General features: G+C 50.3%; 18 protein-coding genes and 1 pseudogene. 15 read left to right on the top strand and 4 right to left on the bottom strand.

Annotated features, from left to right (window positions below):
- Nucleotides 1-20: 20 nt before the first annotated feature.
- Nucleotides 21-218 (top strand): annotated as a pseudogene (locus PEL01S_RS35105) (IS110 family transposase); the annotation flags it as partial.
- A gap of 34 nt (nucleotides 219-252) precedes the next feature.
- Here the strand turns inward: PEL01S_RS35105 and PEL01S_RS03990 are convergent.
- Complete coding sequence (locus tag PEL01S_RS03990) at nucleotides 253-810, bottom strand: dihydrofolate reductase family protein (protein WP_127459366.1); 558 nt, start codon at nucleotides 808-810, stop codon at nucleotides 253-255.
- A gap of 275 nt (nucleotides 811-1085) precedes the next feature.
- Here PEL01S_RS03990 and PEL01S_RS03985 point away from each other — a divergent pair, with 275 nt between their 5' ends.
- The 4 genes from PEL01S_RS03985 to PEL01S_RS03970 all read left to right on the top strand — a co-directional run bounded on the left by PEL01S_RS03985 (nucleotide 1086) and on the right by PEL01S_RS03970 (nucleotide 5958).
- Nucleotides 1086-1505, top strand: a complete 420-nt coding sequence (locus PEL01S_RS03985) for a BlaI/MecI/CopY family transcriptional regulator (protein WP_063187166.1) — start codon at nucleotides 1086-1088, stop codon at nucleotides 1503-1505.
- Nucleotides 1506-1511: 6 nt separating this feature from the next.
- Nucleotides 1512-3479, top strand: a complete 1968-nt coding sequence (locus PEL01S_RS03980; RefSeq protein ID WP_127459365.1) for a M56 family metallopeptidase — start codon at nucleotides 1512-1514, stop codon at nucleotides 3477-3479.
- Nucleotides 3480-3529: 50 nt separating this feature from the next.
- Entirely contained in the window at nucleotides 3530-4810 is a 1281-nt protein-coding gene (locus tag PEL01S_RS03975) for a DUF4179 domain-containing protein (RefSeq protein ID WP_163767835.1), read from the top strand.
- A 278-nt stretch (nucleotides 4811-5088) separates the two neighbouring features.
- A complete protein-coding gene (locus PEL01S_RS03970; RefSeq protein WP_127459363.1) occupies nucleotides 5089-5958 on the top strand; it encodes a hypothetical protein in 870 nt (289 codons plus the stop codon).
- A gap of 62 nt (nucleotides 5959-6020) precedes the next feature.
- Here the strand turns inward: PEL01S_RS03970 and PEL01S_RS03965 are convergent, their stop codons facing one another.
- The gene (locus tag PEL01S_RS03965) at nucleotides 6021-6422 is read right to left on the bottom strand and encodes a hypothetical protein (protein WP_063187173.1); all 402 of its coding nucleotides are present in this window, start codon (nucleotides 6420-6422) and stop codon (nucleotides 6021-6023) included.
- A 165-nt stretch (nucleotides 6423-6587) separates the two neighbouring features.
- Here PEL01S_RS03965 and PEL01S_RS03960 point away from each other — a divergent pair, with 165 nt between their 5' ends.
- The 9 genes from PEL01S_RS03960 to PEL01S_RS03915 all read left to right on the top strand — a co-directional run bounded on the left by PEL01S_RS03960 (nucleotide 6588) and on the right by PEL01S_RS03915 (nucleotide 19256).
- Nucleotides 6588-7577, top strand: coding sequence for a Gfo/Idh/MocA family protein (locus PEL01S_RS03960; RefSeq protein ID WP_127459362.1), 990 nt, complete (start codon nucleotides 6588-6590; stop codon nucleotides 7575-7577).
- Between the two features lie 23 nt (nucleotides 7578-7600).
- Nucleotides 7601-8329, top strand: a complete 729-nt coding sequence (locus PEL01S_RS03955) for an NAD-dependent protein deacylase (RefSeq protein ID WP_127459361.1) — start codon at nucleotides 7601-7603, stop codon at nucleotides 8327-8329.
- A 933-nt stretch (nucleotides 8330-9262) separates the two neighbouring features.
- Nucleotides 9263-10768 carry a class I adenylate-forming enzyme family protein gene (locus PEL01S_RS03945; protein WP_127459360.1) on the top strand — a complete coding sequence of 502 codons (1506 nt, stop codon included), beginning with the start codon at nucleotides 9263-9265 and terminating at the stop codon, nucleotides 10766-10768.
- 40 nt (nucleotides 10769-10808) lie between these two features.
- Complete coding sequence (locus PEL01S_RS03940; RefSeq protein ID WP_127459359.1) at nucleotides 10809-14021, top strand: BTAD domain-containing putative transcriptional regulator; 3213 nt, start codon at nucleotides 10809-10811, stop codon at nucleotides 14019-14021.
- Nucleotides 14021-15055: a 3-oxoacyl-ACP synthase gene (locus PEL01S_RS03935; RefSeq protein ID WP_127459577.1), complete on the top strand. Its 1035-nt coding sequence runs from the start codon at nucleotides 14021-14023 to the stop codon at nucleotides 15053-15055. Before PEL01S_RS03940 ends, PEL01S_RS03935 begins: the two co-directional genes overlap by 1 nt.
- Nucleotides 15042-15968, top strand: a complete 927-nt coding sequence (gene phaZ, locus PEL01S_RS03930; RefSeq protein WP_127459358.1) for an intracellular short-chain-length polyhydroxyalkanoate depolymerase — start codon at nucleotides 15042-15044, stop codon at nucleotides 15966-15968. The genes PEL01S_RS03935 and phaZ overlap by 14 nt, the downstream gene beginning before the upstream one ends.
- Nucleotides 15965-16705: a 3-oxoacyl-ACP reductase FabG gene (gene fabG / locus PEL01S_RS03925; protein WP_127459357.1), complete on the top strand. Its 741-nt coding sequence runs from the start codon at nucleotides 15965-15967 to the stop codon at nucleotides 16703-16705. The genes phaZ and fabG overlap by 4 nt, the downstream gene beginning before the upstream one ends.
- A 151-nt stretch (nucleotides 16706-16856) precedes the next feature.
- On the top strand, nucleotides 16857-18176 hold the full coding sequence (locus PEL01S_RS03920; RefSeq protein WP_127459356.1) for an esterase/lipase family protein: 1320 nt from the start codon (nucleotides 16857-16859) through the stop codon (nucleotides 18174-18176).
- Nucleotides 18177-18197: 21 nt separating this feature from the next.
- Nucleotides 18198-19256, top strand: a complete 1059-nt coding sequence (locus tag PEL01S_RS03915) for an alpha/beta fold hydrolase (protein ID WP_127459355.1) — start codon at nucleotides 18198-18200, stop codon at nucleotides 19254-19256.
- Between the two features lie 93 nt (nucleotides 19257-19349).
- Here the strand turns inward: PEL01S_RS03915 and PEL01S_RS03910 are convergent, their stop codons facing one another.
- Nucleotides 19350-21344, bottom strand: a complete 1995-nt coding sequence (locus PEL01S_RS03910) for a serine hydrolase domain-containing protein (RefSeq protein ID WP_127459354.1) — start codon at nucleotides 21342-21344, stop codon at nucleotides 19350-19352.
- Nucleotides 21345-21616: 272 nt separating this feature from the next.
- The gene (locus PEL01S_RS03905) at nucleotides 21617-23416 is read right to left on the bottom strand and encodes a helix-turn-helix transcriptional regulator (RefSeq protein WP_164824240.1); all 1800 of its coding nucleotides are present in this window, start codon (nucleotides 23414-23416) and stop codon (nucleotides 21617-21619) included.
- A 362-nt stretch (nucleotides 23417-23778) separates the two neighbouring features.
- On the opposite strand from PEL01S_RS03905, the gene PEL01S_RS03900 reads away from it, so the two are divergent.
- Nucleotides 23779-24136: RHS repeat domain-containing protein (locus PEL01S_RS03900; protein WP_164824239.1), on the top strand; the 358-nt coding region annotated here is incomplete at its 3' end.

The raw sequence follows: 24136 nt of genomic DNA, 5'->3' as shown, positions 1-24136 counted from the left end.
GTGGTTGTTGCACCAGCCCGAAGTTGAGAAGCAAAAAAGCGGATTTGAAGCGAGCATTGAATGGCTTAATGGGACCTCATCAAAAACTAATGCTGGGAGCTCAGCTCCGTCATGTCGATTATTTGGACGAGGAGATTGGTAGGTCGGATGAGGAAATTAAAAAGCGCATGCTCCCTTTTGAGGAAGACCTGGAACTGCTCGACGCAATCCCAGGTGTTCTACATAACGATTTTATCATTGGAATGTGCAATATTATTTGTTCGCATCAAAATGATAAATTAGTTGTACAACGCCTGAGGAGAACGTTCTGGTATTAACCATTTTTAAATTCAACCTCTGTTTTATATCCACAAACAGCGGTTTCCCTTCTCCCAAAACAACAGGGTGAACAGATAATCTAAATTCATCAACAAGTCCTAAATTGATAAAAGTTGTAATCAGACTTGCTCCACCATATAGCCAGATGTCTTTACCAGGCTTATTCTTTATTTTATTTACTTCTTCGAGAATATTATCATTTATGAATACTGCTTTATTATCAGTCCCCTTTTGCGTCCTGGAAAACACATATTTCTCTTTACTATGAACCAATTCCCAAAATTCTTTTTCAGAATCCGTAGGTTCGATTTCCGGAGTAAATTGTCCCCATAAATCATAGCTTTTTCTTCCATAGAAAATGGCATCAATTTGATTTAAAAAATGATTAAACCCCATCTCAGAGTCCATAATGCACCAATCAACTTCACCATTTTTCCCTTCAATAAAACCATCTAAAGTAACCGCTAAATCTAAAATAATTCTTCGTTTCATGATTTATTACTCCTTTCGTTAATCTACCACCCATTATAGACCTCAAATATGTCACCTTATGTCATATTAATAAAAGAGAGGATATCTTCTAACAATGCTCTATTACGGGGCGACCCCATGATTATATATGTAGATGGTCTTTCCACGCATAAATAAGTGTGACCTCGAATTATGACCACAAGGGATATATTGACAATTAACTGTTACAAGTGTAATATTAAATCCGCAAGGAAAAATTACAATCGTAATAGTTCGATCGGGAGGAGAGAAGAAGCATGAGCAACGTTCCGAAAATATCGGAAGCCGAATGGGAAATTATGAGGGTTATATGGAAGCAAAGCCCATTGACCGCGGAGCAAATCGTACTCCAACTGCCCGGCGAGATTGAGTGGAGCGATCAGACGGTACGGACGTTCATTAACAGGCTTTTGAAAAAAAAGGCGATCGGGTTTGAAAAATCGGGAAGAAGCTATTTGTATTTTCCTTTATTGTCCGAGAAGGAATGCATTCGGGCCGAAAGTCAATCGTTTCTCAAAAGGGTGTTTAACGGTGCGGCCGATATTATGGTGACGAACTTTTTGGAGGAAACCGACTTGTCGCAGCAAGAGATCGATAAGCTTCATAAGTTTTTGACGGAGAAAAAAGAGAGAAAGACCAAGGAACGAGGATCAGATGAAGATCAGATCAAGAGGTAATCGCACATGACTATGGTGAGCGGCATTTTTTTATGGTTTTGTTACGCGACATTGGCGGCAAGCGTCGTCGGGCTGCTGGTTATGGCGATTCAAGCATTGTTCCGCCGGCATATGAGCCCGCGAATGCGGCATGCGTTGTGGCTGATTGTGCTGATGCGGCTGCTTCTGCCCGATTTTCCCAACAGTCCTGTAAGCTTGTTTAATGCTTTGCCATTTGCGTCAAGCACAGAAAAGGCGGCTTCGGAAACGCAAAATTTGGAAGAAATTGTACCGCCCACATGGTTATCTCAACAACACCGGGAGAAACAGCTTCCTGTTCAGAATGAGAACAACTTGCCGCTGCAGAGCCATGCTCCGTTTCCGATAGCTCCATTACCTCAAGAAACTGAAACCGCGGCACCCTCTTCCGTAAATAAATACCCGCCGGCTTTACAAATCATTTCGGTCGTATGGCTTGCGGGAGCGATCTCGATCCTTCTTTACTTGTTGTTTTATATGTGGAAGCTTAGAAGCAAACGCAAGGCGTTCCAGATGGTAACAGATCCTCGTATCCTGTCCGTTATGAACGATTGCAGGAGAAAATTCGGCATTAAACAGCCAATTCCGCTGTATTCGGGATACGAAATGAAAAGCCCTTATATTTCCGGAATCATTGCTCCATGGATTTATATTCCCGAAGCGCTGGGGAGCCAACTGAACGATGCCCAGCTTTACCATCTTTTCTCGCATGAACTGGCTCATTACAAAAGAAAAGATATCGCCTGGAATACGATCGGCAGCTTCGTTTTGGCGATTCACTGGATGAATCCTTTCATCTGGATATTCATCACGAAAATGAAAGCAGACAGAGAGCTGGCCTGCGACGCCTATGCATTGGAGGTTCTTGGAGAAGACGAGGCCATACCGTACGGGATGACGATTGTTGAGTTTTTGAAGCTCTATTCCGCGAACCGCGATCAGCCGAGCCTGCTTTATTTCAGCGGATCAAACAATCGGAATCTGGTGATAAGGAGAATTACGATGATCAAATCGTTCAAGAAAGGGACGTATAAGTTTTCAACCATTGCCGTTTTATGCGTCGCCGTCATGAGCGTTATGTCGCTAACGAATGCGGCAGAGCCGGAAGCACCATATGCCGAAGGCGTGGGTGGAACCTTCCAAGAAGGCAATGCCGCTCCATCGCCGGATTTGACCGACAACCGGGAAAATGCGGTGGAGGCTGCAGACGCCATGGAATGGAAGATCCCTGAAGCTATGCCTGCGGAACGCCGTCGTGAAGAGGTTAAGGCTCATGAGGAAGGGAAGCTGACCGAAGCCGGTCCGCATGCCGGAAGCGCGGCAGAAGCCGTTAAGGAAGGAAATGCCGTTCCATCGCCAAGCTTGCCCGACAACCCGGAACAACCGGAACCACATGCAGAAAGTGTAGCGGCAACCGTCAAAGAAGAACAAGCCGCTCCTCCACCCGATCCGAAGGCAAACCATTTGGAGAAAGCAGTTAAAGACGCCGGCTTCCAATTTAAAGTTCCGGATGAAATGCCTGCAGGGTATCGCTTTGAGCAGGTCAATGTTAATACGAAAGAAGTTAATGGAAGCAAGCGTACCGAAGCGGTAATACGCTTCGTTCAGCGCAAAGGAGAGACCGTTTCCGGAAATTTGGAGTTTTTCGCCATTCATGGCGGCGACGACTTGAAAACGGTATACAAACATATTGAACAATCAGCGAATAAAAGTGGCGAATGGTCGGTTGGCTTAACGTCACTGCGGATGAAGGAACAGTATGCGATGAAGGTGACTGAAGCTGTCTCGGGTCAAAGCGAAAAGCGGTACTATATTTGGGAAGATCAAGGAATCCAGTATCAATTTCAAGTAACGGGTGGCGTAACGGATCAAGAAATCATAACGATAGTATCCTTTATGAAACAGCCGAATGCAGATATGTATAAACGATATGCAGACGATAAACATTCCGCTTAAATAAACCCATCGGGAAAGGATTGTTGTAAATGATACCTGCATTCAATGTGATGAAAAATAAAGTATGCCGTTTGGTCGCAATTTCTGCGGCTGCACTGATCGCTTTTACCTCATTTGGGGTCTCGTCCGTTACGCCCACAGCCGTGGCAGCACAAGCTTCCGCCTCGGTGTATCCGTTTCAGTGTTTCTTCGAACGTGAGCAGGATCTTCGTGGCGAGAATGGGAAGGTGTCTCCCTTTCATCATTCCATGAACTGCGAGCTGAAACAAGCCGTCAAAAATGGGACGGTGTCCCAGATCAATCAAAGCGTTACGAAAAACGGCGTTAAGATTACCGTGAAGGAAATCTTGTTCGATGATGCGCGACTGTCTGTCGGTTATGTGGAGCATCACGGTCAAGAACCTTCTGCAACAAACCCGATGATAATGCTCGACGGCAAGGAAATCGGAAATCCTATTCGCCACTGGTCCGAGCCGATTGACAAACAAACCACGATGCATAGCGTAACCTTCGCCAATGTCGGCCGGTTTCCCGATGAGTTTGAGATGAGGTTCCAGGATTACCGTTCTCTGTACCAAACTTCGCCGGGCAGTACGCCGGAGCCGTGGGAACTGACGATTCCCGTCAAGAAATCCGTTTATAAAGAAACCAGGGTGCTTAAGCCGATGACAACAAAGAAGTCGGGCGAATTGACGTACACGGTCAAGGAGATAGCGATGACCCCGAACATGACGGCGGTCAGGTATGAGATTAGCTTTCCGAAGCATTTGGATAGCGGTTTTTATCAAAATCACATGAGAATAGAAGATGAGAAAGGAACGAAGTACCTGCCGGGAGGCGGAGGCTTGGTCAAGTTCGAACCTACAAAAACCGGATATTCCTTAGAATCTATTGATTCATTCAGTTCTTTCCAGACGGTTCCCGAATCGATCAAGATTGACTTTACCCGAGAAGAGTCGGAATATAATTTACCCGTGTTTCACAAGGCGAAAGTAGAGTATAAACCGACAGCCGAGAAGCCCATTGTATTGAAAAGAAGTACGTCGGGATGGGTGAAAATTACGGATATCCGCTATGGCAGCGATAAAACCGAGGTTCGTTTTCAAACGGAAGGTCCTCACCCATATTATTTGGATTTATTTATTGAAGACGAGGCTGGACAGAAACTGTATGGGCAAAGAAGACTGGTTGATAGGAAAACCAACTCGTATGTTGCGGAGTATCCTGTCATCGATCCTCAATCGGATATAACGTTCGTAACAACCTTCTCCGAAAGCACCGAGCCGAAGTATGACCCGGAGCTGCAAATAACACTCCCTCTCAAGCCTTAATCCATTGGCTGTCCCGCTTGCGGGGCAGCTTACTTTTTGTATGCAAGGAGATTCGGCTGTTGCGGCTGCTGCTCTTCCAGCGCTGTTTCAATCCGCTCACGCAGCGGATTTTTTTAATGCTCAAATAAAAGTGAATATTTACAAAATTTTAATTAGAACCTATAATTAGCTATAACTCAAATAAGTAATATTATGTAAAATATTAAATATATTTCTATAAAATAAAGGGGGGGAATGACATCCAAGTCAAGGAGTATGTCGTCCATTGGGAGGACACGATGCGGCTGCCGGACAGCGATATGGATGAGAAAATCAAAGGCTTGTCCGTCGCAACGCAGCTTGGCGCCCGTGTTCCGACAGGGCTCATTGTCGTTCCGGAAGCTTATTGCGCTTTTGTTGAGGAGGGGGACCTTCCGAAGGGGCTTGGCGCTGCATTGGCCTCGCATCTGTCGGACATCGAGCGCCGAATCGAGCAAAAAATCGGCGTTTTCGAATCGGACAAGCCTCCTTTGCTGTTTTCTCTGCGATGCGGGGACAAGAACGGCGTCGTACGCCTGCCGGAGTTCATGGTCAATATCGGACTGGCTCAAGCCGAGGGACAAGCGAAGCCATCCGATGCGTTTGCCGGCATACTTCAAGAAGAGTACACCATGCAGGCGTGGCGATTTCAAGGCAGTCTTCTTGCCGGGGCAGCGGCCCGGAACCCGTCGAACGGTCCGTTCGGGAGTGCGGTTGACGAACTGCTTTACTACATTGAACGGATCTATGCGCATTTTCAAGAGATGGAGCAAGCGGGACAGCACCATTTTAACCGCTGGTTGATCGTTCAGCAAATGGTGTACGCCAACTGGAACGCGCAGTCCTGCAGCGGAAGGGCTTATACCCGGAACCCGCGCACGGGACAGGCGGACGATTTCGGCAAATACTTGATGCAGCGGTCGGGGGCGTATTTGAATCTGACCCCGCTAGAGCAGAAAAAAGATTTACGGGAATTACGCGACGATATCCCCGAAGCGTACGATCAGCTTAAGGCATTTTTCACGGAGCTGGAGAGTTATTACCGGACGCCAAGATATGTGGAGTTTGTCGTTGAGGATCGCAGGCTGTACATTCTGCAAAATACGAGGGGGAGCTATGCGGCGAGATAAACCGCTCTAAGGGCGAATAAAGGGCACTCCCGGACAGGAGAGGCCCTTTTTCCTTTTTTTGCTCAATGCATCTGCCCTTGTCCTTGGGATTGATTCTGTTTGGACACGAAGTCGATGGTCCAATCGATCATGCCGTTCATCATGTTGATGATCAGATTGATGACATCCTCGTCCGTTAATTGCGAGCCGCGGGTTTGTTGGGAAGCATATTCCTGCATCTTGGTCTGCAGGTCACTCGTCAGCTTTTTGAGCTTGATGAAATCGTTGGCCATATTGAACAACGCATCGGAGCCGTTGTTACTTTTCTCTTCGCCTTGGTTGCCCTTGCCTTGATTCGAGCCTTGGTCTTGGTTGTTGGACTGGCTTTCAAGCAAGCTTTTGATCTGCTGCAGCTCGTCGCTTAGAAACTGGTTCTGCTCGGTCAATTCTTCGATTTGTCCCTTCAGTTCGCGATTGCTGATCATAGCGGCTCCTTAACTTAAGATTTTATGGATATTTTACCCTAATATTGTTCATTTATCCCTTTAATCCGTCTATTTGGAAAAATAAGTTGGCCTCTCGCGCTATCCTCCTATACAATAGAAGGATAGGCATGACGACAGATTACACACAACGAGGGGAAATGACACATGATACGATTTGCAGTCATCGGAACGAACTGGATTACGGAAGAGTTTATTCGCGCGGCGCGGGAGTGCGAGGCGTTTGCTTTAACGGCGGTTTATTCGCGGACGGAAGAGAAGGCGGAAGCCTTTGCGGCTAAATTCGACATCCCGCACAAGTTCACGGATCTGGAGACGATGGCGCGGAGCGATGCGTTCGATGCCGTCTATATCGCCAGTCCGAATGCTTTCCACGCGAAGCAGGCCGTGCTGCTGATGAATCACGGGAAGCATGTGCTCTGCGAGAAGCCGCTGGCTTCCAACCGGGCGGAAGTGCTGGAGATGATCGCGGCGGCAAAGGCGAACCGGGTGCTGCTGATGGAGGCGTTAAAATCGACGCTGATGCCGAATTTCCGCGCAGTGCAGGAGCATTTGCCCAAAATCGGTCCGGTCCGCCGCTATGCGGCAAGCTACGGTCAATACTCCTCCCGTTACGATGCCTATAAGCAGGGGACGGTGCTCAATGCGTTTAATCCCGCCTTGTCCAACGGGTCGCTGATGGATCTGGGCGTGTACTGCATTTATCCGATGGTCGTGCTGTTCGGTCAGCCGGACCGCGTGCTGGCGAACGGTCTGCTGCTTGACTCCGGCGCGGACGGGCAGGGAAGCCTGCTGCTAAGCTATGGGGAAATGGAAGCGGTGCTGACGTATTCCAAGATTGTCAATTCGTACGCGCCGACGGAAATTCAAGGCGAGCACGGTACTCTCGTCATCGACAAAATCAATCAGCCGGGGCAGGTGGAAATCCGTTACCGCGACGGTTCGGTCGAGGTATTGACCCGTCCGCAGAGCGACAAGTCGATGTACTACGAAGTCCAGGAATTTATTGATGTATTGCAAACCGGAAGGCTGGAGTCTGCAACGAATTCGCACGCCAATTCGCTCGCTGCGATCTCGATCATGGACGAGGCCCGCAAGCAGATCGGGCTCCATTTTCCGGCGGATGGAGCGGTGTGAATCAGTATCAAGGAGGACTGGAAATGGCGGTTGAAGAGATCAAATCATGGATTGCGGACAGCCGGAACATTGTCTTTTTCGGGGGAGCGGGGACTTCAACGGAGAGCCAGATCCCCGATTTTCGTTCGGCAACGGGGCTGTACCAGACGGGCTCCAAGCACGCTTTTCCGCCGGAGGTCATGCTGAGCCGCAGTTTTTTTATGGAGCGTACGGCGGAGTTTTTCGACTTTTACCGGGCTTGCATGGTCCATAGGGGGGCCAAGCCGAACGCGGCTCACGAGGTGCTGGCGCAGTTGGAGCAAACGGGGAAGCTTCGGGCCGTCGTCACCCAGAACATCGACGGACTGCATCAGATGGCGGGGAGCGAGCATGTGCTGGAGCTTCACGGGTCGGTGCACCGGAATTACTGCATGGGCTGCGGCAAGTTTTTTGACCTCGATCACGTGACGAGCGACGAGACGATGGTTCCCCGCTGCGATGCCTGCGGAGGGATTGTAAAGCCCGACGTGGTGCTGTACGAGGAGAGCCTCGATTGGGACATCCTGTCGAAGGCCAGAAAGCATATTGCGGAAGCGGACGTATTGATCGTCGGCGGCACGTCGCTGACCGTCAACCCGGCTGCCGCACTGGTTGGAGAATATGGCGGCAACAAGCTGATTTTGATCAACCAGTCTTCAACGCCGTATGACGGCCGGGCGACTCACGTCATCCGCGATTCGATCGGGAAAGTGCTGAAGGCTCTGGTGTCTTAAAGGAAGCGGTCATCGCTTGTGGCTTCCAACGATGTTTTTAAAGGATATGCTAAGCAGTTATTAGATTGGATCGGAGATAGATATAACAAAATTTTCATTATTTCACATGATGGTACAATAACGAATTATCGAATATTGCTTGGAGAAAAAGGATTGACAAGAAAGGATTTTTTCGGAGAGGCAGGGGTATACAAGTTGATTTTGTAGACTTCTCTTCGAGTAAGCCCTAAAGTTAAATTAACCGCCTTTTAGTGGGCGGTTTTAATTTGTCCGAAAATCAACATTATGATTTAACATAGCCGATTATTCAAAGGCTTGGTTTTGGGTGTAGGGCGCATAGCTATTTTGGTCACGCGGAGGGGTTAGGAATCGGACGATTGATGGTCATCATCGATTAAGTTCGATATATCTCATAAGGGTTACATTAATCTTAATTTTTATGTAGGAGGGAACTTTCAATGAACGTCATCGGTTATGCGGTGGAAGACATTGTTTCGAGCCTTCACCGAGTGACTATTGAATTGCAAACGGAATTACTTCATTTAAGGCTAGAAAAGGCACTATGCCAACTATTGAAACACTGAAACTGGGGCATAAACGGAGAGCAGGTTATTGCTGGCGTATCTGAGCGTTGGCGGTATATTTAATATGAAAGAATTAAGTTGATTTCTTAAGGTCCCCTATATACATAAATCATCTTGTGAAGGTATAATTTTACAGGTAAAATATTCTTGAATACATCCTCAAACAGTAAATGCACAATCTCCTCGTCCATCAATACTTTTATTCATTCGGGTTTCATTCAGTAAAACGATCATTACTTTTATAACGTAGCGCACTTCAAGCCGCTCATTGCCGCAAATTTGTAACTGCTTTGTAACCTATCTATAGTACAAACAAATGGACAGATCATGGACTATAGGGGTCGAGCATATGGGAAAGGATTCAATAGATTGGCTGGCAGCCAGAAGCGCCTTAACTCCACATCGAACAGCGGCAATAAACGCAGAGACGGGAGAAGCGTGGAGCTACGCTCAAATGAACGAACGAGCCTGCGGTCTGGCGGGCTATTTGGAAGCGGCAGGCGTAGCGCCCGGGGATCGTGTCGCTGTGCTTGCGCAGAATGATCTTTGCTGCTGGGATGCGCTGTTTGCGTGCATCAAGCTGCGCGCCGTATTCGTACCGCTGAACTGGCGTCTATCCGGCAGCGAATTAAATGCTATTGTAAGCGATTGCAAACCGAAAGCTTTGCTGTACCATAGTGAACTGGTGCCGTTGGCGCGCGGCCTGTCTGCTCCAATCACGCTGCAAGCAGGCGGAGTGGAATACGAGGGCATCATCAGCGCTGCAATTCCGCTGAGACAGCTGGAAGCGGAACGCGGCGATGAAGCGGCAGAAAGCTGCATGATGATCTATTCCGGCGGAACGACCGGAAAACCTAAGGGTGTCGTGCTGTCGCATCAATCGGTGCTGTGGAACATGTTGAATACGATCGTGAGTTGGAATTTGACGACAAGCGATGTTACCGTGACGTCGCTGCCATTGTTCCACACGGGAGGAATAAATGCGCTTTGCCTGCCGATTTTGTACGCCGGCGGCACCGTGGTGGTAAGCAAAGAATCCCGGGCGGAGCCGCTAATGGAACTGATTCAGCGCTATGCATGCACGATCGTGCTGATGGTGCCGACGATGTACCGGATGATGATCGATTTGCCTGCATTTGCCCATGCGCAATTTCCGCATGTGCATACGTTTCTTTCCGGCGGCGCTCCATGCCCGATTGCAATCTACGATGCCTTCGAGAGCAAGGGTCTGACGTTCAAGGAAGGCTACGGTTTAACGGAGGCGGGGCCGAACAATTTTTATATGGACCCGCGCGCTGTCGTCCATAAGCGAGGATCGGTCGGGAAGCCGATGATGCTGGTGCAGGTGAAAATTGTGTCAGATAACGGCTGCGAAGCGGCGGTTGGAGACGTGGGCGAAATATGGTTGCGCGGCAAGCATGTGTTCCAATGCTATTGGAATCAGCCGGAGACGACGCAATCCGCCTTTGTTGACGGTTGGCTGCGGACAGGCGATCTGGGCCGTCGGGATCAGGATGGCTTCTACTACATCGTAGGCCGTAAAACAGACATGATCATCACAGGCGGAGAAAATGTGTATCCCGTCGAGGTGGAGCAGCTCATGCTGGAGCACCCCGCGGTTAAAGAAGCGGCAGTCGTCGGCATTCCCGATCCCAAATGGGGGGAATCTGTCGTCGCGGCCGTTGCCTTGCACCCGGATCATGGGCTTACCGATGAGGAGTTGAGGAATTACTGCAAAGGGAAAATCGGAAAGTATAAGATTCCTAAAAGGTTTTTGTTTCTGCAGGAGCTGCCCAAAACACATGTAGGCAAAGTGGATAAGAAACGGATCTGCCAAATGTACCAAGAAATGTAATGAAGATATATTCGGTTGTAAAAGGCGGTTGATCGAAGCGATGACTGCGGCAATTGTCCAAACGAAGCTGATACCTCCCCCGCTCAAAAAAACGATACTGCTGCGGCCGACTCTTAACAAAAAGCTAAAGCGCTGCGAGCACTATCCGTTAACGCTTGTTTACGCCGGTGCGGGATACGGAAAAAGCACAGCGCTCTCTGCTTTTTTTCAAGTCGAAGCCACAGCCTGCTGTTGGTACAGCGTAGGCGCGGAAGACAGGCAGCTGGTCACGTTTGTCTTCTATTTGATCCATGCCGTTCGGACAAATCATCCGCATTTTGCGGACGATTGGATGAATAGGGTAGACGAACGGATGTGCGATTGCGAATCGCAAGAGAGTGTCCGCTTGCTTTGCTCTTTGTTCGTGAATGAGCTTTTGGCGCTGTCTCAGGAAGTGATCCTTGTGATCGATGATTACCACCATGTGGCCAATCATCCGCTAATCGATGATTGGATGCAAATGTTTATGCAGTACGCGCCGCATCATGTCCATGTCCTATTGTCGAGCAGAATCCATCCGTCTTGGGATATGCTTGCGACGTTGAAAGTGAAAGGAAATCTGCTGGAAATCGGGGAGCATGACCTTGCTTTCAGCATGGAAGAGATCGAAACCTTGTTTGCCGATGCTTATGAATTTTTGCTGCATGAGGGCGATATTCAGGAAATTTATCGGCAAACGGAAGGCTGGATTACGGCTGTCCATTCGATGTGGCAGCAGATGTCTGCCGCCAGAAATACGTCGGCCGATATGCATCGATTTCTGATGCTGGAAGTGTGGCGGCACCAGAATGATGCGGTTCGCGGGTTTGTTGAACAAACCTGCGTGCTGGAAGCGTTTGCGCCTGCTCTTTGCGATGAATTGCTAGGCTTGCAGCCTCTTCATTCCCAGCACATGATCGAGCGAATCGAGCGTTTGGGGCTGTTTTTGCAGGCCTATGCCGATACCGGCTATCGCTATCATCCGATGTTCCGCGAGTTTGTCAGGCAGCAGCTTCAGGCCAAGCCGCAGCAGTATGCGCTTGCTCATCAGCGTGCCGCCGATTACTTCGAGAGCAAACAAAAATGGCTGGAAATGATCGATCACCTGTGCGCTCTGGAGCAGTACGAGAAAGTCGCACAAGCGATTCATCAACACGGCCATAAGCTGCTTAGGCTCGGCCAGCTTGAACATTTGCTTGCGATCATCGCCTGCCTTCCCAAGCCTTTGAAAGACCGCTACTACATGGTGTGGATGTATGAGGGGGACGTGCATCGGTACCGCTATTCGTATGACCGCGCCATTTTTTGTTACACGAAGGGCGAGCAGTTGGCTATGCAAGCGGGCTATTCCTCTGCCTCCAATCTGGCTCTTGAGCGGAAAGCCCATCTTTTCCTCGATACGATCGAGCCGGGGAAGGCGGAGCAGCTTTTGCAGCAGGCGCTTGTCGTGATGGAAGCGGACGGAGTGTCAGAGCAAGGCAGCGTTCGTCTGTATAGCTTAATCTGCGAAAATCTCGTCAATGCCGGACGATTAAAGGAAGCGGAGGTGTGGTACCGAAGATGCAAGGCGCTGCAAGCCGATTTTCAGGACCATGTGCTGGAGGCGCGGCTTCATTTGCGTTCCGGCCGTCTGCAGGAGGCGCGCCAAGCGCTGGAGCGGCGATTGCGCTGCGAAGATGCGACAGCAGACGGACACTTGCCGAAATCGCACCGTGAAACATCGGTTTTGTTGTCTTTTATCGAAGCTTTGGCCGGTAACTCGGAAAGCTCCAAGAAATGGGCGGAGCGCGGCATCATGCAAGGGGTATCCGGAAAAGCGCCTTACATGGAGGCTTGCGGATGGATGCGCATGGGAAATGCTGCGCTCCTCCTGCCCCGTTATGAGCTGGGGCTGCCTCTTTCTTGCTATCGCACAGCGCTTGAGATGATGGAAGGGCTTCAAGTGTCCAGAGGCAAAGCGGAGCCTTGGATGGGGTTATGCTTGCTGTACGGTCGTGAAGGAGCGACAGAGCTTGCTCTGGAGTACGGGGCGCAGGCACTATTGGAAACGGAAAAAGCGCACGATCTCTGGCTGTCGGCATGGATTCGGCTCGGTATGGCCATTGCTGCCGTCTGCGGCAGCAGGTGGGAAGATGCAGCGGAAAGGCTTGCCCTTTGCGAATCGGACTTTCAGGCGTGCGGCGACGGGTACGGGATAACCGTTGCGATGCTGTGGCAATGCTTGCTTGCGCACCATACGAAGAGGGAGCCTTTGCGGGATCGCTGCGCCTCGCGTTTTCTAAAGCTCATGAGAGAAGGCGGCTACGAGTTTTTACTGCACAAGCGTACGCTATTCGGGCCTCGCGATCTGAGGCAGCTTGTTCCGATCCTGCTGGAAGCGCACAAAAAGAAGCTGGACATCAGCTACACCTCCGTGCTGTTGTCCGATCTGGGAATCGAACAGCTGACGTACCATCCTGGCTATACGCTGCGGATTCAGACGTTAGGCGGTTTTAAAGTGCTGCTTGGGGATAGAGAAGTAACGGAAAAAGATTGGCAGCGCGGCAAAGCGAAAGAGCTTTTTCAACTATTCGTCACAAGAAGAAAGCACATGCTGCCCAAAGAGGAAGTGATGGCGCTTTTGTGGGGCGATCTGGACGATAAGGCGGCCTATCGCGATTTTAAAGTGGCGCTAAATGCGCTCAACACGGCATTGGAGCCTGAGCGGCAGGCTAGAACCGCCCCATTTTTCGTAGAGCGCAGCGGCACCTTGTACGGGCTGAGCCTTGCCTCCGGCTTGGAGCTTGACGCCGCCGCCTTTGAGGATGGAGTCAGGCATGGTCTGGATGCAAAAGATCGTCAGGAAGCCATAGACATGCTGCAAAAAGGATTAAGCTTATATGCCGGAGAGTATATCCCCGAGAGAAGATACGAAGACTGGTGCGCACAGGAGCGGGAACGGTTGAAAGCGCTGTTCCTGAGGGGGGCACAGCGTTTGGCGGAGCTTCATGCGGCTCAGGGTGACTTCGATAAGGCCATCTGCTGGTGCGAGCGGATTATTGAGAAAGATCCGTGCTGGGAAGAAGCGTATCGCTTGGGGATGAAGTGCCACTATAGTAACAATAACCGCCACCAAGCGCTTAAATGGTATGCCCGATGCAGCAAGGCGCTGGAGTTGGAGCTTGGGGTGGAGCCGATGCCGGCGACAAAACAGCTATATGCCAAAATGACACATCAGAAGTGGGGCGAACCATGATGACGAATGCAGTACCCATAGGTATCGTAAGTACGGGCATGTACATCCCGGAGACGTTCCAGACAAGCAAGGAAATTAGCGAGCTGTCCGGCGTGCCGCAGGACGTGGTCGAGAATAAGTTCGGCATTCTCCGCAAGCCTGTGCCGGGAGCCGATGACCACAGCTGCGGGATGGGAATTCGTGCGGCAAGGCTGGCCATTGCCAAAGCTCAGCTTGATCCGGCAGACATCGATCTGGTCATCTACATCGGTGAAGAACACAAGGAGTATCCGGTTTGGACAGCAGCTATGAAGCTTCAGCAGGAAGTAGGGGCGATCCGCGCTTGGGCGTTTGACGTCGGTATGCGCTGCAGCACGACGGTGATGGCTTTAAAGGTGGCGCAGAGCATGATGATCGCCGATCGTTCGATTCGCACCGTACTCTTGGCTGGCGGTTACCGCAATGGCGATTTGATTGACTACGGCAATCGGCATACGTCATTTATGTTTAACCTGGGAGCGGGCGGAGGGGCGATCCTGCTGCAGCGCGACTATGGGCGCAATCGTGTGCTGGCAAGCCATTTGATCACGGACGGCTCATTTAGCGAAGATGTGATCGTACCGGCCGGCGGCACGAAGCATCCGCTTACGCTCGAAGCGATAGAGGAGAGAAAGCATTTTTTCCACGTTCCGAATCCGCAGCGGATGAAAGAGCGCCTTGAAGAAAAGTCCATGGGCTACTTTTTGGAGGCGGTCCGGCAATCGCTTGCGAAGAGCGGGTATACCGAAAAGGACATCGCCTATGCGGCGATGCTGCACATGAAGAAATCCGCTCATGATTATGTGCTTCGCCAGTTGGGATTATCCGACGACCAATCCATTTACTTGAACGAATTCGGCCATATCGGACAGTTCGATCAAATTTTATCTTTAGAGTTAGCTGCAAGCAGTGGAAAGCTAAAAGATGGAGATGTGGTTGTTCTGATTAGCGCCGGCATCGGCTATGCATGGGGGGCGACGACGATCCGATGGGGGGAAGCCGATGCTGGAAATTGAGTTCAAATCGTTACAGCTCTCGAATGGCGAAACGATGGCCTACCGTTTGCGCAGAGGCACCGGAACGGCGAACGGCCGGACGCTGCTGCTCGTACACGGTAATATGACTTCATCCGTGCATTGGGATCTGTTTATGGAAAGTTTCGACCCGTCTCATACGCTGATTGCTGTTGATTTACGAGGCTTTGGCGCTTCTACGTATCATGTACCGGTCCGCAGTATAGCTGATTTTTCGGAGGATCTTCGGTTGTTTGTGGACGGGCTGAGCCTTACTTCATTCACGCTGATGGGCTGGTCGATGGGCGGCGGAGTCGCCATGCAATTCGCAGCTTCGTATCCGCAGTACGTAGAGGCGTTAATTTTACTGGCGTCCATGTCAACAAGAGGCTATCCGTGTTACCACGCGGAAGAGAAGGATGAGCAGTCTGGGCAAGTACAGGCGAGAAGGCTTCGCACCCGAGCGGAAATTGCCGAAATGGACAAAACGAAGCTGGTGCAGCGAGCCTATGATCACCGGGACAAAGCATTTTTGCGCAATTTGTGGAATCGACAAGTGTATGTCATCCAGGAGCCGGATGAAGTCCGGTACGAGACGTATCTGAACGACATGCTGACGCAAAAAAATTTGCTGGATGTCTACGATGCCATGAATCGCTTCAATATGAGCGCCAAGGATCATGAAGCAGGGGACGGCAGCAGCGATGCGGCACGCCTTTCGATGCCAACGCTTGTTTTATGGGGGAACCAAGATAAAGTCGTCACCCGTCAAATGACGGAGGAATTGGTAGAGGATTTGGGCGGGCATGTGGTTTACAGGGAATTGGATCATACGGGCCATTCGCCTATGGTGGACAATCTGGCGCTGCTCTGCCGGGTTGTAGCTGAATTTATGGAACGGAGGAGATTAGCATGAGACTGCAAGGGAAAACAGCGCTTATTACGGGTGGAGCCGCCGGCATCGGGCGAGAGACAGCGACGCTTTTTGCACAGGAGGGAGCGCGCGTCATTATAGCCGATTACAACAAACAACAGGGGGAGGAAGCAATTCAGGCATTGCTGCAAAAGGGAGCGGATGCGCATTTTATCGAAGTGGACGTGTCCGACAGCGGCAGTGTCACCAAAATGGCGGCAGAAGCGCTGGCGCGATACGGTGCGGTCGATGTCTTGATCAATAACGCGGGAATTACGCAGGATCGTACACTGGCCAAAATGACCGAAGAGGAGTGGCACCGGGTCATTCAAGTGAATTTGAACGGCGTTTTCTATTGTACCAAGGCGCTGGTCCATTCGATGATCGAACGCGGAAGCGGGAAAATTATCAGTACGGCATCGATTGTAGGCGTGCATGGCAACATCGGGCAAACCAATTATGCCGCGACCAAAGCGGGAATTATAGGAATGACGAAAACGTGGGCGAAGGAGCTTGGTCCGAAAGGCATTCAGGCCAATGCGGTTGCCCCTGGCTTTATTGAGACGGGGATGGTGGCGAACATGCCGGAGAAAGTGGTTCAGCAGATGCTGGAGAAAATTCCGCTCCGCCGCCTCGGGCGGCCGATGGATGTCGCGAATGCGTATTTATTTCTTGCTTCCTCCGAATCGGATTACGTCAATGGCACGGTACTGGAAGTAAACGGAGGTTTAGTCATCTAAGCAGCCAAAACAAGCGCTCGCCGTCTTCTGCAACTGAAATGCAACCGCTTCCAATTATGATGAAACCATGCGTTTAGGGACGCATAAAAACACGATGCGGCTGTGACTTTTGGATATGCGCGAACAGTCGCCATGAAGGGAGATTGGATACATGTACAAAAGATGGTTGCCATCGGTAACAACGGCACTGTTGCTCGTCTGCGCGCTGCTCGTACCGATTGCCGGAGTGAGCGGAGCAGAGGCAGCAGGAGGTGCGGGAGCTGCGGAGGTTGTAGGAGGAACTGCAGAGGCGGCAGCATCCAATTTGGTGCTGGAGCAGACGTTTACAACGGTTAGCAATGGATGGAGCAAGGTGGAACGTTGGAAGGACAACAATCCGATGTTCGCTGCCGAGGACTACCCCCAAGATGGGCGAGGCGATCAGGACGGACAACGCCTGACGTTTTTCGGAGGGGTGAAAAAGCCGCATTCCAGCCGCTTCTTGCTTTACTACGCTCCGAAGTACGACACCAATCCGGTAAAAACGCCGGTTCTGCTCGTGCACGGCGCTAACGATAACGCGGATCGCGCTTGGGCGAATCCGAATGAGCTTGGCTCCTACGGCTGCGGCGCAATATCTTGCCCCGGCACCGGCATGATGCAGGACTTGGTCGGCAAAGGCTACAAAGTGTTTGCGATTAATTTTCCGCATAAGCAAGGGGACAATTATTACAGCGCCGAACAAATTCACGATGCGATTACGATTATCCGAAACGTAACAGGTGAAAGCAAAGTCGATGTTATCGGCTGGAGCAAAGGCGCTTTCTCTTCACGGATGTATGCTTCCTCTGTCAAAAAAGCGGGGGGCACAAGCTACAGCCAAGATATTCGCAAGCTGGTGTTGGTCGGCAATCCGAACAAAGGCTTTGATTACATCTTCCGCCATGGCTGGTCGCATAATCTTAGCATTTTCCCTGAATGCGGCGGTGTTGTCAACGCGCCTTCTCCGCACACGCAAATGGTTTGCTGGGGGATATCGAGGAACCATCCCGAGTTGTCGATTTACAATACAGCGTCAGGAAATTTTTTCCCAGGGCAAAAGCAAATGCTTGGCAAATGGGTAGACGAATATCCGCTTCCCGCGCTTGAGCAGGATTGGTACACAACTTACTACGGCGGTCAGGGCTTCTTTACGAATAGCAACGGGATCGACGCTGCGATTCAGCAGGGATCGTTAGTTGAACCCATTTTGAATGCGGGAATTCCAGCCAGTATTCAGACCTATTTACTGTCGGGAGATAAAAATGACATTCCGGCGATTCATAGCGAACACACGGGCCCGAGCGATGGCGTCGTCTTCATTGCAAGCGCGGCAGCGGTGCAAGGAATCGGCAATGTCGCCGGTAACGTAACGGTGCAGCATAATCATTTGCAGCTTGGCTGGGCGGCTGCTTCAGCGAAACAGATTGATCAGTGGCTCAAACAAAACTAACGATCTATGGGAGGTATCTGCATGACCCTAACGACTTTACAGCCTGAATCGATCCAAACCGACCGCTTGCATGTTTCCTATTTATCCGCGGGCAGCGCTGAAAATCCGCCGCTTCTTCTTATTCATGGCAACGTTTCTGCGAATTTATTCTGGGACGACACCCTTCGTGCATTGTCCGAGGAGTACTGGGTGCTTGCTCCGGATTTGCGCGGATACGGTCAAACGGAAGCGCTCCCTATCAATGCAACGCGGGGGCTTCGCGATTGGTCCGACGATTTGAAGTCGTTTTTGGATGCTCTCGGCATGAATCAACCCGTACATGTGCTGGGCTGGTCGCTGGGAGCAGGAATTGCCATGCAGCTTGCCATCGATCATCCTGCGGCTGTTCGTTCGCTCGTTTTGATGTCCCCGCTTTCGCCATACGGCTTTGGCGGCACCAAGGATGAGTGGGGGACGCCTTGTTACGACAATTACGCCGGTTCGGGCGGGGGAACGGCAAACCCGCAGTTTGTCGCCTGCCTCAGCGGCAAAGACCGCAGCGAGGGAGAGCCGAACAGCCCGCGCAATATCCTGAATCAGTTTTATTTTAGATCGCCGTTTCGCGTTAGCGGCGAGCGGGAGGAGCGTTACCTGGACGCGATGCTGTCCACCCGCATTGGCGACGCTCATTACCCTGGCGCCTTTGAGACTTGCGAGCATTGGCCCGGCATAGCTCCGGGAGCGGAGGGGATCAACAATGCGATGTCGCCCAAGTATGGCAATCTTTCGCCGATTATACATATCGAACCTAAACGGCCGATCCTATGGATCCGGGGCGCAGACGACGCAATCGTGTCAGACAGCTCATGGTTCGATTTTGGGTATTTAGGAAAGCTTGGCTACGTTGAAGGCTGGCCCGGCGAAGAGGTGTATCCGCCGCAGCCCATGGTTTCCCAGATGCGCTGCGTTCTTAAACAGTATGAGGAAGCCGGCGGCAGTTTCGAGGAGTTTGTTGTTGGGGACGCAGGGCATGCCCCGCACATTGAGCAGCCTGAATTTGTATTCGCGAAGCTGAGGTCATTCCTGTCTTTAATCGAATAGAGGGACGAAGCCGCTGCCGGCGGGGCACGCAATAATCAATGGATGGATTATGACGGACCCCGCTTGCAAACCTACCGGCATGGCTGTGACGCTTTATTTTATGGGGAGCGGTAAAGCATAATGGCCAAACGCTTTATCCAACAGTGCGGCTGCCTCCTGCCGAAGCAAAGGCTGGCTGGAACGGAAATCGACGCTGCCATCCGCCTGTACGGTTGTATCCGGATCGATAACGCCCTGCGAAACCAGTGCAGTAACGGCCTCAACCGCCGACGCATCCGTTTGACCGCTCAATTGAACTTTGGACGCAGGCTTGAGTTCTTTCAGGTTTTGAATCATGACCGCTGCCGTCTGCCTTGTAATGATCGCATTCGGATCAAAGGAAGGGAGACCGGTTAGCATTTGCCTCTTCGTGCTATCGATGGTCCAGGGAACCCCATACCATCCATGGGCACGAAGCAGCGCGTCGGCAAACTCGCTTTGCGTCATGGATGCCTGCGGCTCAAAGCGGGTGCCTGATTTCGCACCCATGATATCCAGGGCGTGCAAAACGTCAATAAAGCTTTTATATTTGCTTCCCTCCGCTACATCCGAAAACGGCTGCTTCCCATGGATTTTTTGCGAATCCGAGACAAAGTGATTCCCCTCCATACTATTGTAATAAAAATATTCAATCGATCCGCGATGGTCTTTTTTAAACGCCAGCTTGTTGCCTGATTCGTCTTCAAACAGCAGTGGAGTAATCATCTTGAATGTGTGCTTGCCCATTCCTGTCTCCATCAGCAATTTCCCGTCGGCGTACGAAAATTTCGATTTCAAGAAGAAAAAGCGCGTATTCTGATACAGTCCTACGTACTTTTCCGCATCCTTTTCATCCAAATGGACATAAACAGGTTTCTCGAGTGTTTTTGTTTCGGGAAAATAATGGTCCATAAACGCCTCATACACGTCCATACTCATCATCACTGTTTCGTTGTTGTACGACATAGAAAATGCCGTATTCTTCTCGGGTATTACTACGATCAAGGATTGATGGCCCGTTACATTCCCGCCTTTTATAACGACACGCTGGCCATTCGCCAGTTCGTTGCGGTAGCCTTCGAATCCCCCTACGGTGGTCTGCGGAATGCTTTTATCGGCGACCACCTGGTACGTGAGCATCTGCTCGGCCGTCTTTTCGCTTACCAACTGTTTGTCTCCGTATTTTCCTTTTTGCAGCAGCATAGTCAAGTACTTGGCCATATCTTCGCCAGTCGATATGATGCTCCCCTGCGGCCCGTCGGTTGGGGCATTCCAGTCCATTGGAACGAGTTCACCAGCCAGACCATAGTGAGCGGCCATGCGATTGTTAAGCTCCGGGGTTAGGCGTACGCTAGTCGAATTCATGCCGAGCGGCTTGAACACATTTTTGTCCATATACTGATGAAACGGCATGCCGCTTACATTCTCTATCGCATATCCTGCCAGCAAGAAACCAAAGTTGTCGTACGTATAAGCTTCACCGGGGGGCCGGACCACTGTCGGCATATGATCCAGGATGAACTGCTTCATCGGCATGTCTTTATTTGCAAACTCGGGTGAATAATAAGAAGCAATATCCGGAAAATCAAACCCGGGCGTGTACGTGAGCAGATCAAACATGGTCAGTTTTTTTTCGGTCTTGTTTGGAATCTTCATTCCTCCCAAATACGTTTGGATGTCCTCATGAAGGTTAATTTTCCCTTGATCGGCAAGCTGATTTGCGGCTAGCCCGGTGAATGTCTTCGTGACGGAACCGATTTGGAAGACGGTATTTTTATCGACAGGAGTTTTCTTTTCCTTATCGGCATAGCCGTATCCCTTATTTACCAATACTTTTCCATCCTTGACCACAACGAAATTCGAACCATTAACATTGTGTTTTTTCATTACTTCTGCAAATAAAGAATCGGCAAACGCCTCTATTTCCTTGGCATCCTGTGGGCCATTCAGGTTCGTTTTTTCCACCGCTTGTGCCGATTCCGGCTTTCCATCGGATGGTGTGCATGCCGTCATCAGGGTCGCACATAAGAATAGTGCCGCCATATTCAACTTGGGTTTCATCTTGCTCATCGTTAGTTCTCCCTCTCCTTGTTTTCCTAAAACTTAGGTTCGGTACTGCCCTTCCTCCTTCTCTTGGGTTTAAGTATGGCAAACAACGTGTCATAGGAGAGAGTTATTTTCTGTCACCGTTTTTTATCCCGCGACCCGCAAGCGAACTCCCCGCCGAGATGACAAAATGTCATATGACGCTCATGCTGGGCAAATGCACCGGATAAAATAAAAAAAGCACGGGCCTGTTCCTTCTTTCAAAGGTACAGACCCGTGCTGTCTTCCCAAACCATTTATCCTTGATTCCCGAAAACTTTTTGTACGGCCTCTTCTCGATTGCGAACGCCCAGTTTGGTATAAATCGTGGAAGCATAATTTCGGACGGTTCCTTCGGACAAATACAATTTGGCCGCGATCGTTTTATAGCGAAGCCCCTTGGATAAACATTGCAAAATATCCATCTCCCGCGGGGTCAACCCCGAAGGAGGAGGAAGCGGCCTGTCCGGCTCTGCCGGTTGCTCCCGAAGGGCTCCTCCCCCATAGTTTTGAATCAACTGGTTGGTGACATCTTGGGCGATCATCATCACCCCGCGATGTACGAGACGTATCGTTTCGGAAAGCTCCTGAGGCTCCGAAGACTTTAATAAATACCCGTCCGCCCCGCTCCGCAAAGCTTCAACCGCTTTTTCGGTCTCTTGAAACGTAGTCATGATCAGCACGCGGATACCCGGATGCTTTTGCTTCACCCGTTTGGCCGCTTCCACACCGTCCATGCGGGGCATATGTAAATCCATGAGAACGACATGAGGGCGAAGCCGCTCGCATTGTTCCAGCGCCTGCTCCCCGTCCTCTGTAAGTCCCACGACTTCGAAATCTTTTTCTCTCGCCAACATCATTTGAAGGCTTTCCCGGATGGATGGCTGACCGTCAACCAACAGCAGCCGGATCGCTTCCTCCTGCTGCTCCGCCTGCCTGGGCAATGTACAGGTCACGACCGTTCCTTCGCCCGGCTTCGAGTGGATGTGCACCTGTCCCTGCAAATCGGATGCTCGCTCCTTCATCGCCGTTAAATCAAAACCCGCTTGAAGTTCTTCGGTGCCAAGCCCGTTGTCTTGCACTTCCAGCCGAAGCTGCTTCTCCTCGAAATGCAGGCTGACCGCAATTTCACCCGCCTGCCCATGACGTACGGCATTGGTCAGCGATTCCTGCAGACACCGATGCAGGGTCATCTTGACCTGTTGGGATACCTGAACCTCCTCGCCCAAGGTCCTTAGTCGAACCGTCACTTTAGTCAAGGCCTGAAATTCGGCCGTCAATGCCTGCAACGACTCTACAAGGGTACGCGAATCTTGCGCAGCCCCAACCTGATGCACACATTGGCGGACCTCATCCAGGCTGCCGCGGGTTAGTTGTAACAAGGAATCGAGCTTCCGCTCCCCTTCCGGGGTGTTCACTTCCGAACGTAACGTCTCAAGCCCCACCATAATGGAGGTAAAGGAATGTCCCATCGTATCATGAAGGTCTTTCGAGAGCCGGTTTCGCTCTTCCGCCAATGTCAGGCGCTCCACTTGCGATGAATATTGTTCCAGCACGGCATATTGATCACGAATCATTTCACTTTGCCGATGGTTCACCACCAGCAATTGAAAGGCAAACCCTACAGCGTAAATGGGGCCGAATTGGATGATCATCGTCATCAGGTCGCTTGGTTCAGACAATTCCGCGAATAAGGCCGGGATGACAAAGATGGTCATCGGGGCTGACCAACGGTATGACTTTTGAGCACTATTGCTGGCAATCATAAAGGTCGGACCTAAAAAAGCCACGTAGGCTTCGGGGAACAGGGAGACCGCGTATAAGCATAATCCCCCGGATATGACCATTTCCGAGATCAGGTAATACGTATAGTGCTTTTGCAAACAAAGCCAAGGAATGGAAAAAGCTGTGATCCCCCACAGAGCCCCTAACCAGAAAGGAATGGTCAATTGTTTGGAGAAATGTTCCAAAGTAAAAAGAAGAGAAACGAAAAGGATGGTCCGAATGACGAACATCATCCAGTCATACCAAAACCAACGCTTTATAAAGTCCAGCAATGAATCACCCTCAGTGCGCTTAATTATCTGTATTTTTATCCTACTAACAGAGGGGCTTTTATGCAAGGGAAAAGGGGGGGCCTTGGCCAAGTGCAATCGGTTGTATTTTCCAACGCGGCTAAAGAGGTCGCTAATTTTTAAAAATGTTTTTGTGCGTTCTTTTGGTACTTACCCGTGCATTAGGGTGTAGTTCAGTATGTGGTTTCCCCCTTCCGTCACTACATCGCAACACGAAAAATCACTCGGAGCGTCCTTTTATAAAAGCCGTTATATACAGACATCATCTTCCAAAGGTATAATTTAGCAGGGAAAATAAGAGTATTAATGGTTTGTGATAATTTCAATGTGTGGAGGAAGAACAAGTGAAGTCTAAAAATGTGAAGCAGTTTCTTTCTATCATTTGTGTCTGCAGTTTTTTCATCTCACTTCCATGGACGGAACTTGCGTGGGGCGAAAATAAAGATGCAGATCCTCAAATGCTGACATTCAATAATAAGGAACAATTCAAGATTAAGAATGCTTCCGTCACAGCTAACAGCAATATTTCGTTTAATGGTAGGTCGTATTACACCTATACCAGCGAAGGAAAACTAATGAATATCGTTTTACCAAATGGTGATATGGAAGAGTTCAAATATGATGCTAATGGAAATTTAATTACAAGAGCTAGAAATAAATTTTCCAATCTAAATGGCAGATGGTCAGAATCAGGCGGGACTT

The organism is Paenibacillus elgii NBRC 100335, assembly GCF_004000865.1.
GTDB lineage: Bacteria > Bacillota > Bacilli > Paenibacillales > NBRC-103111 > Paenibacillus_G > Paenibacillus_G elgii.
Note: the sequence above shows the minus strand (reverse complement) of the source record. Positions and strands in the feature narration are given on the sequence as shown.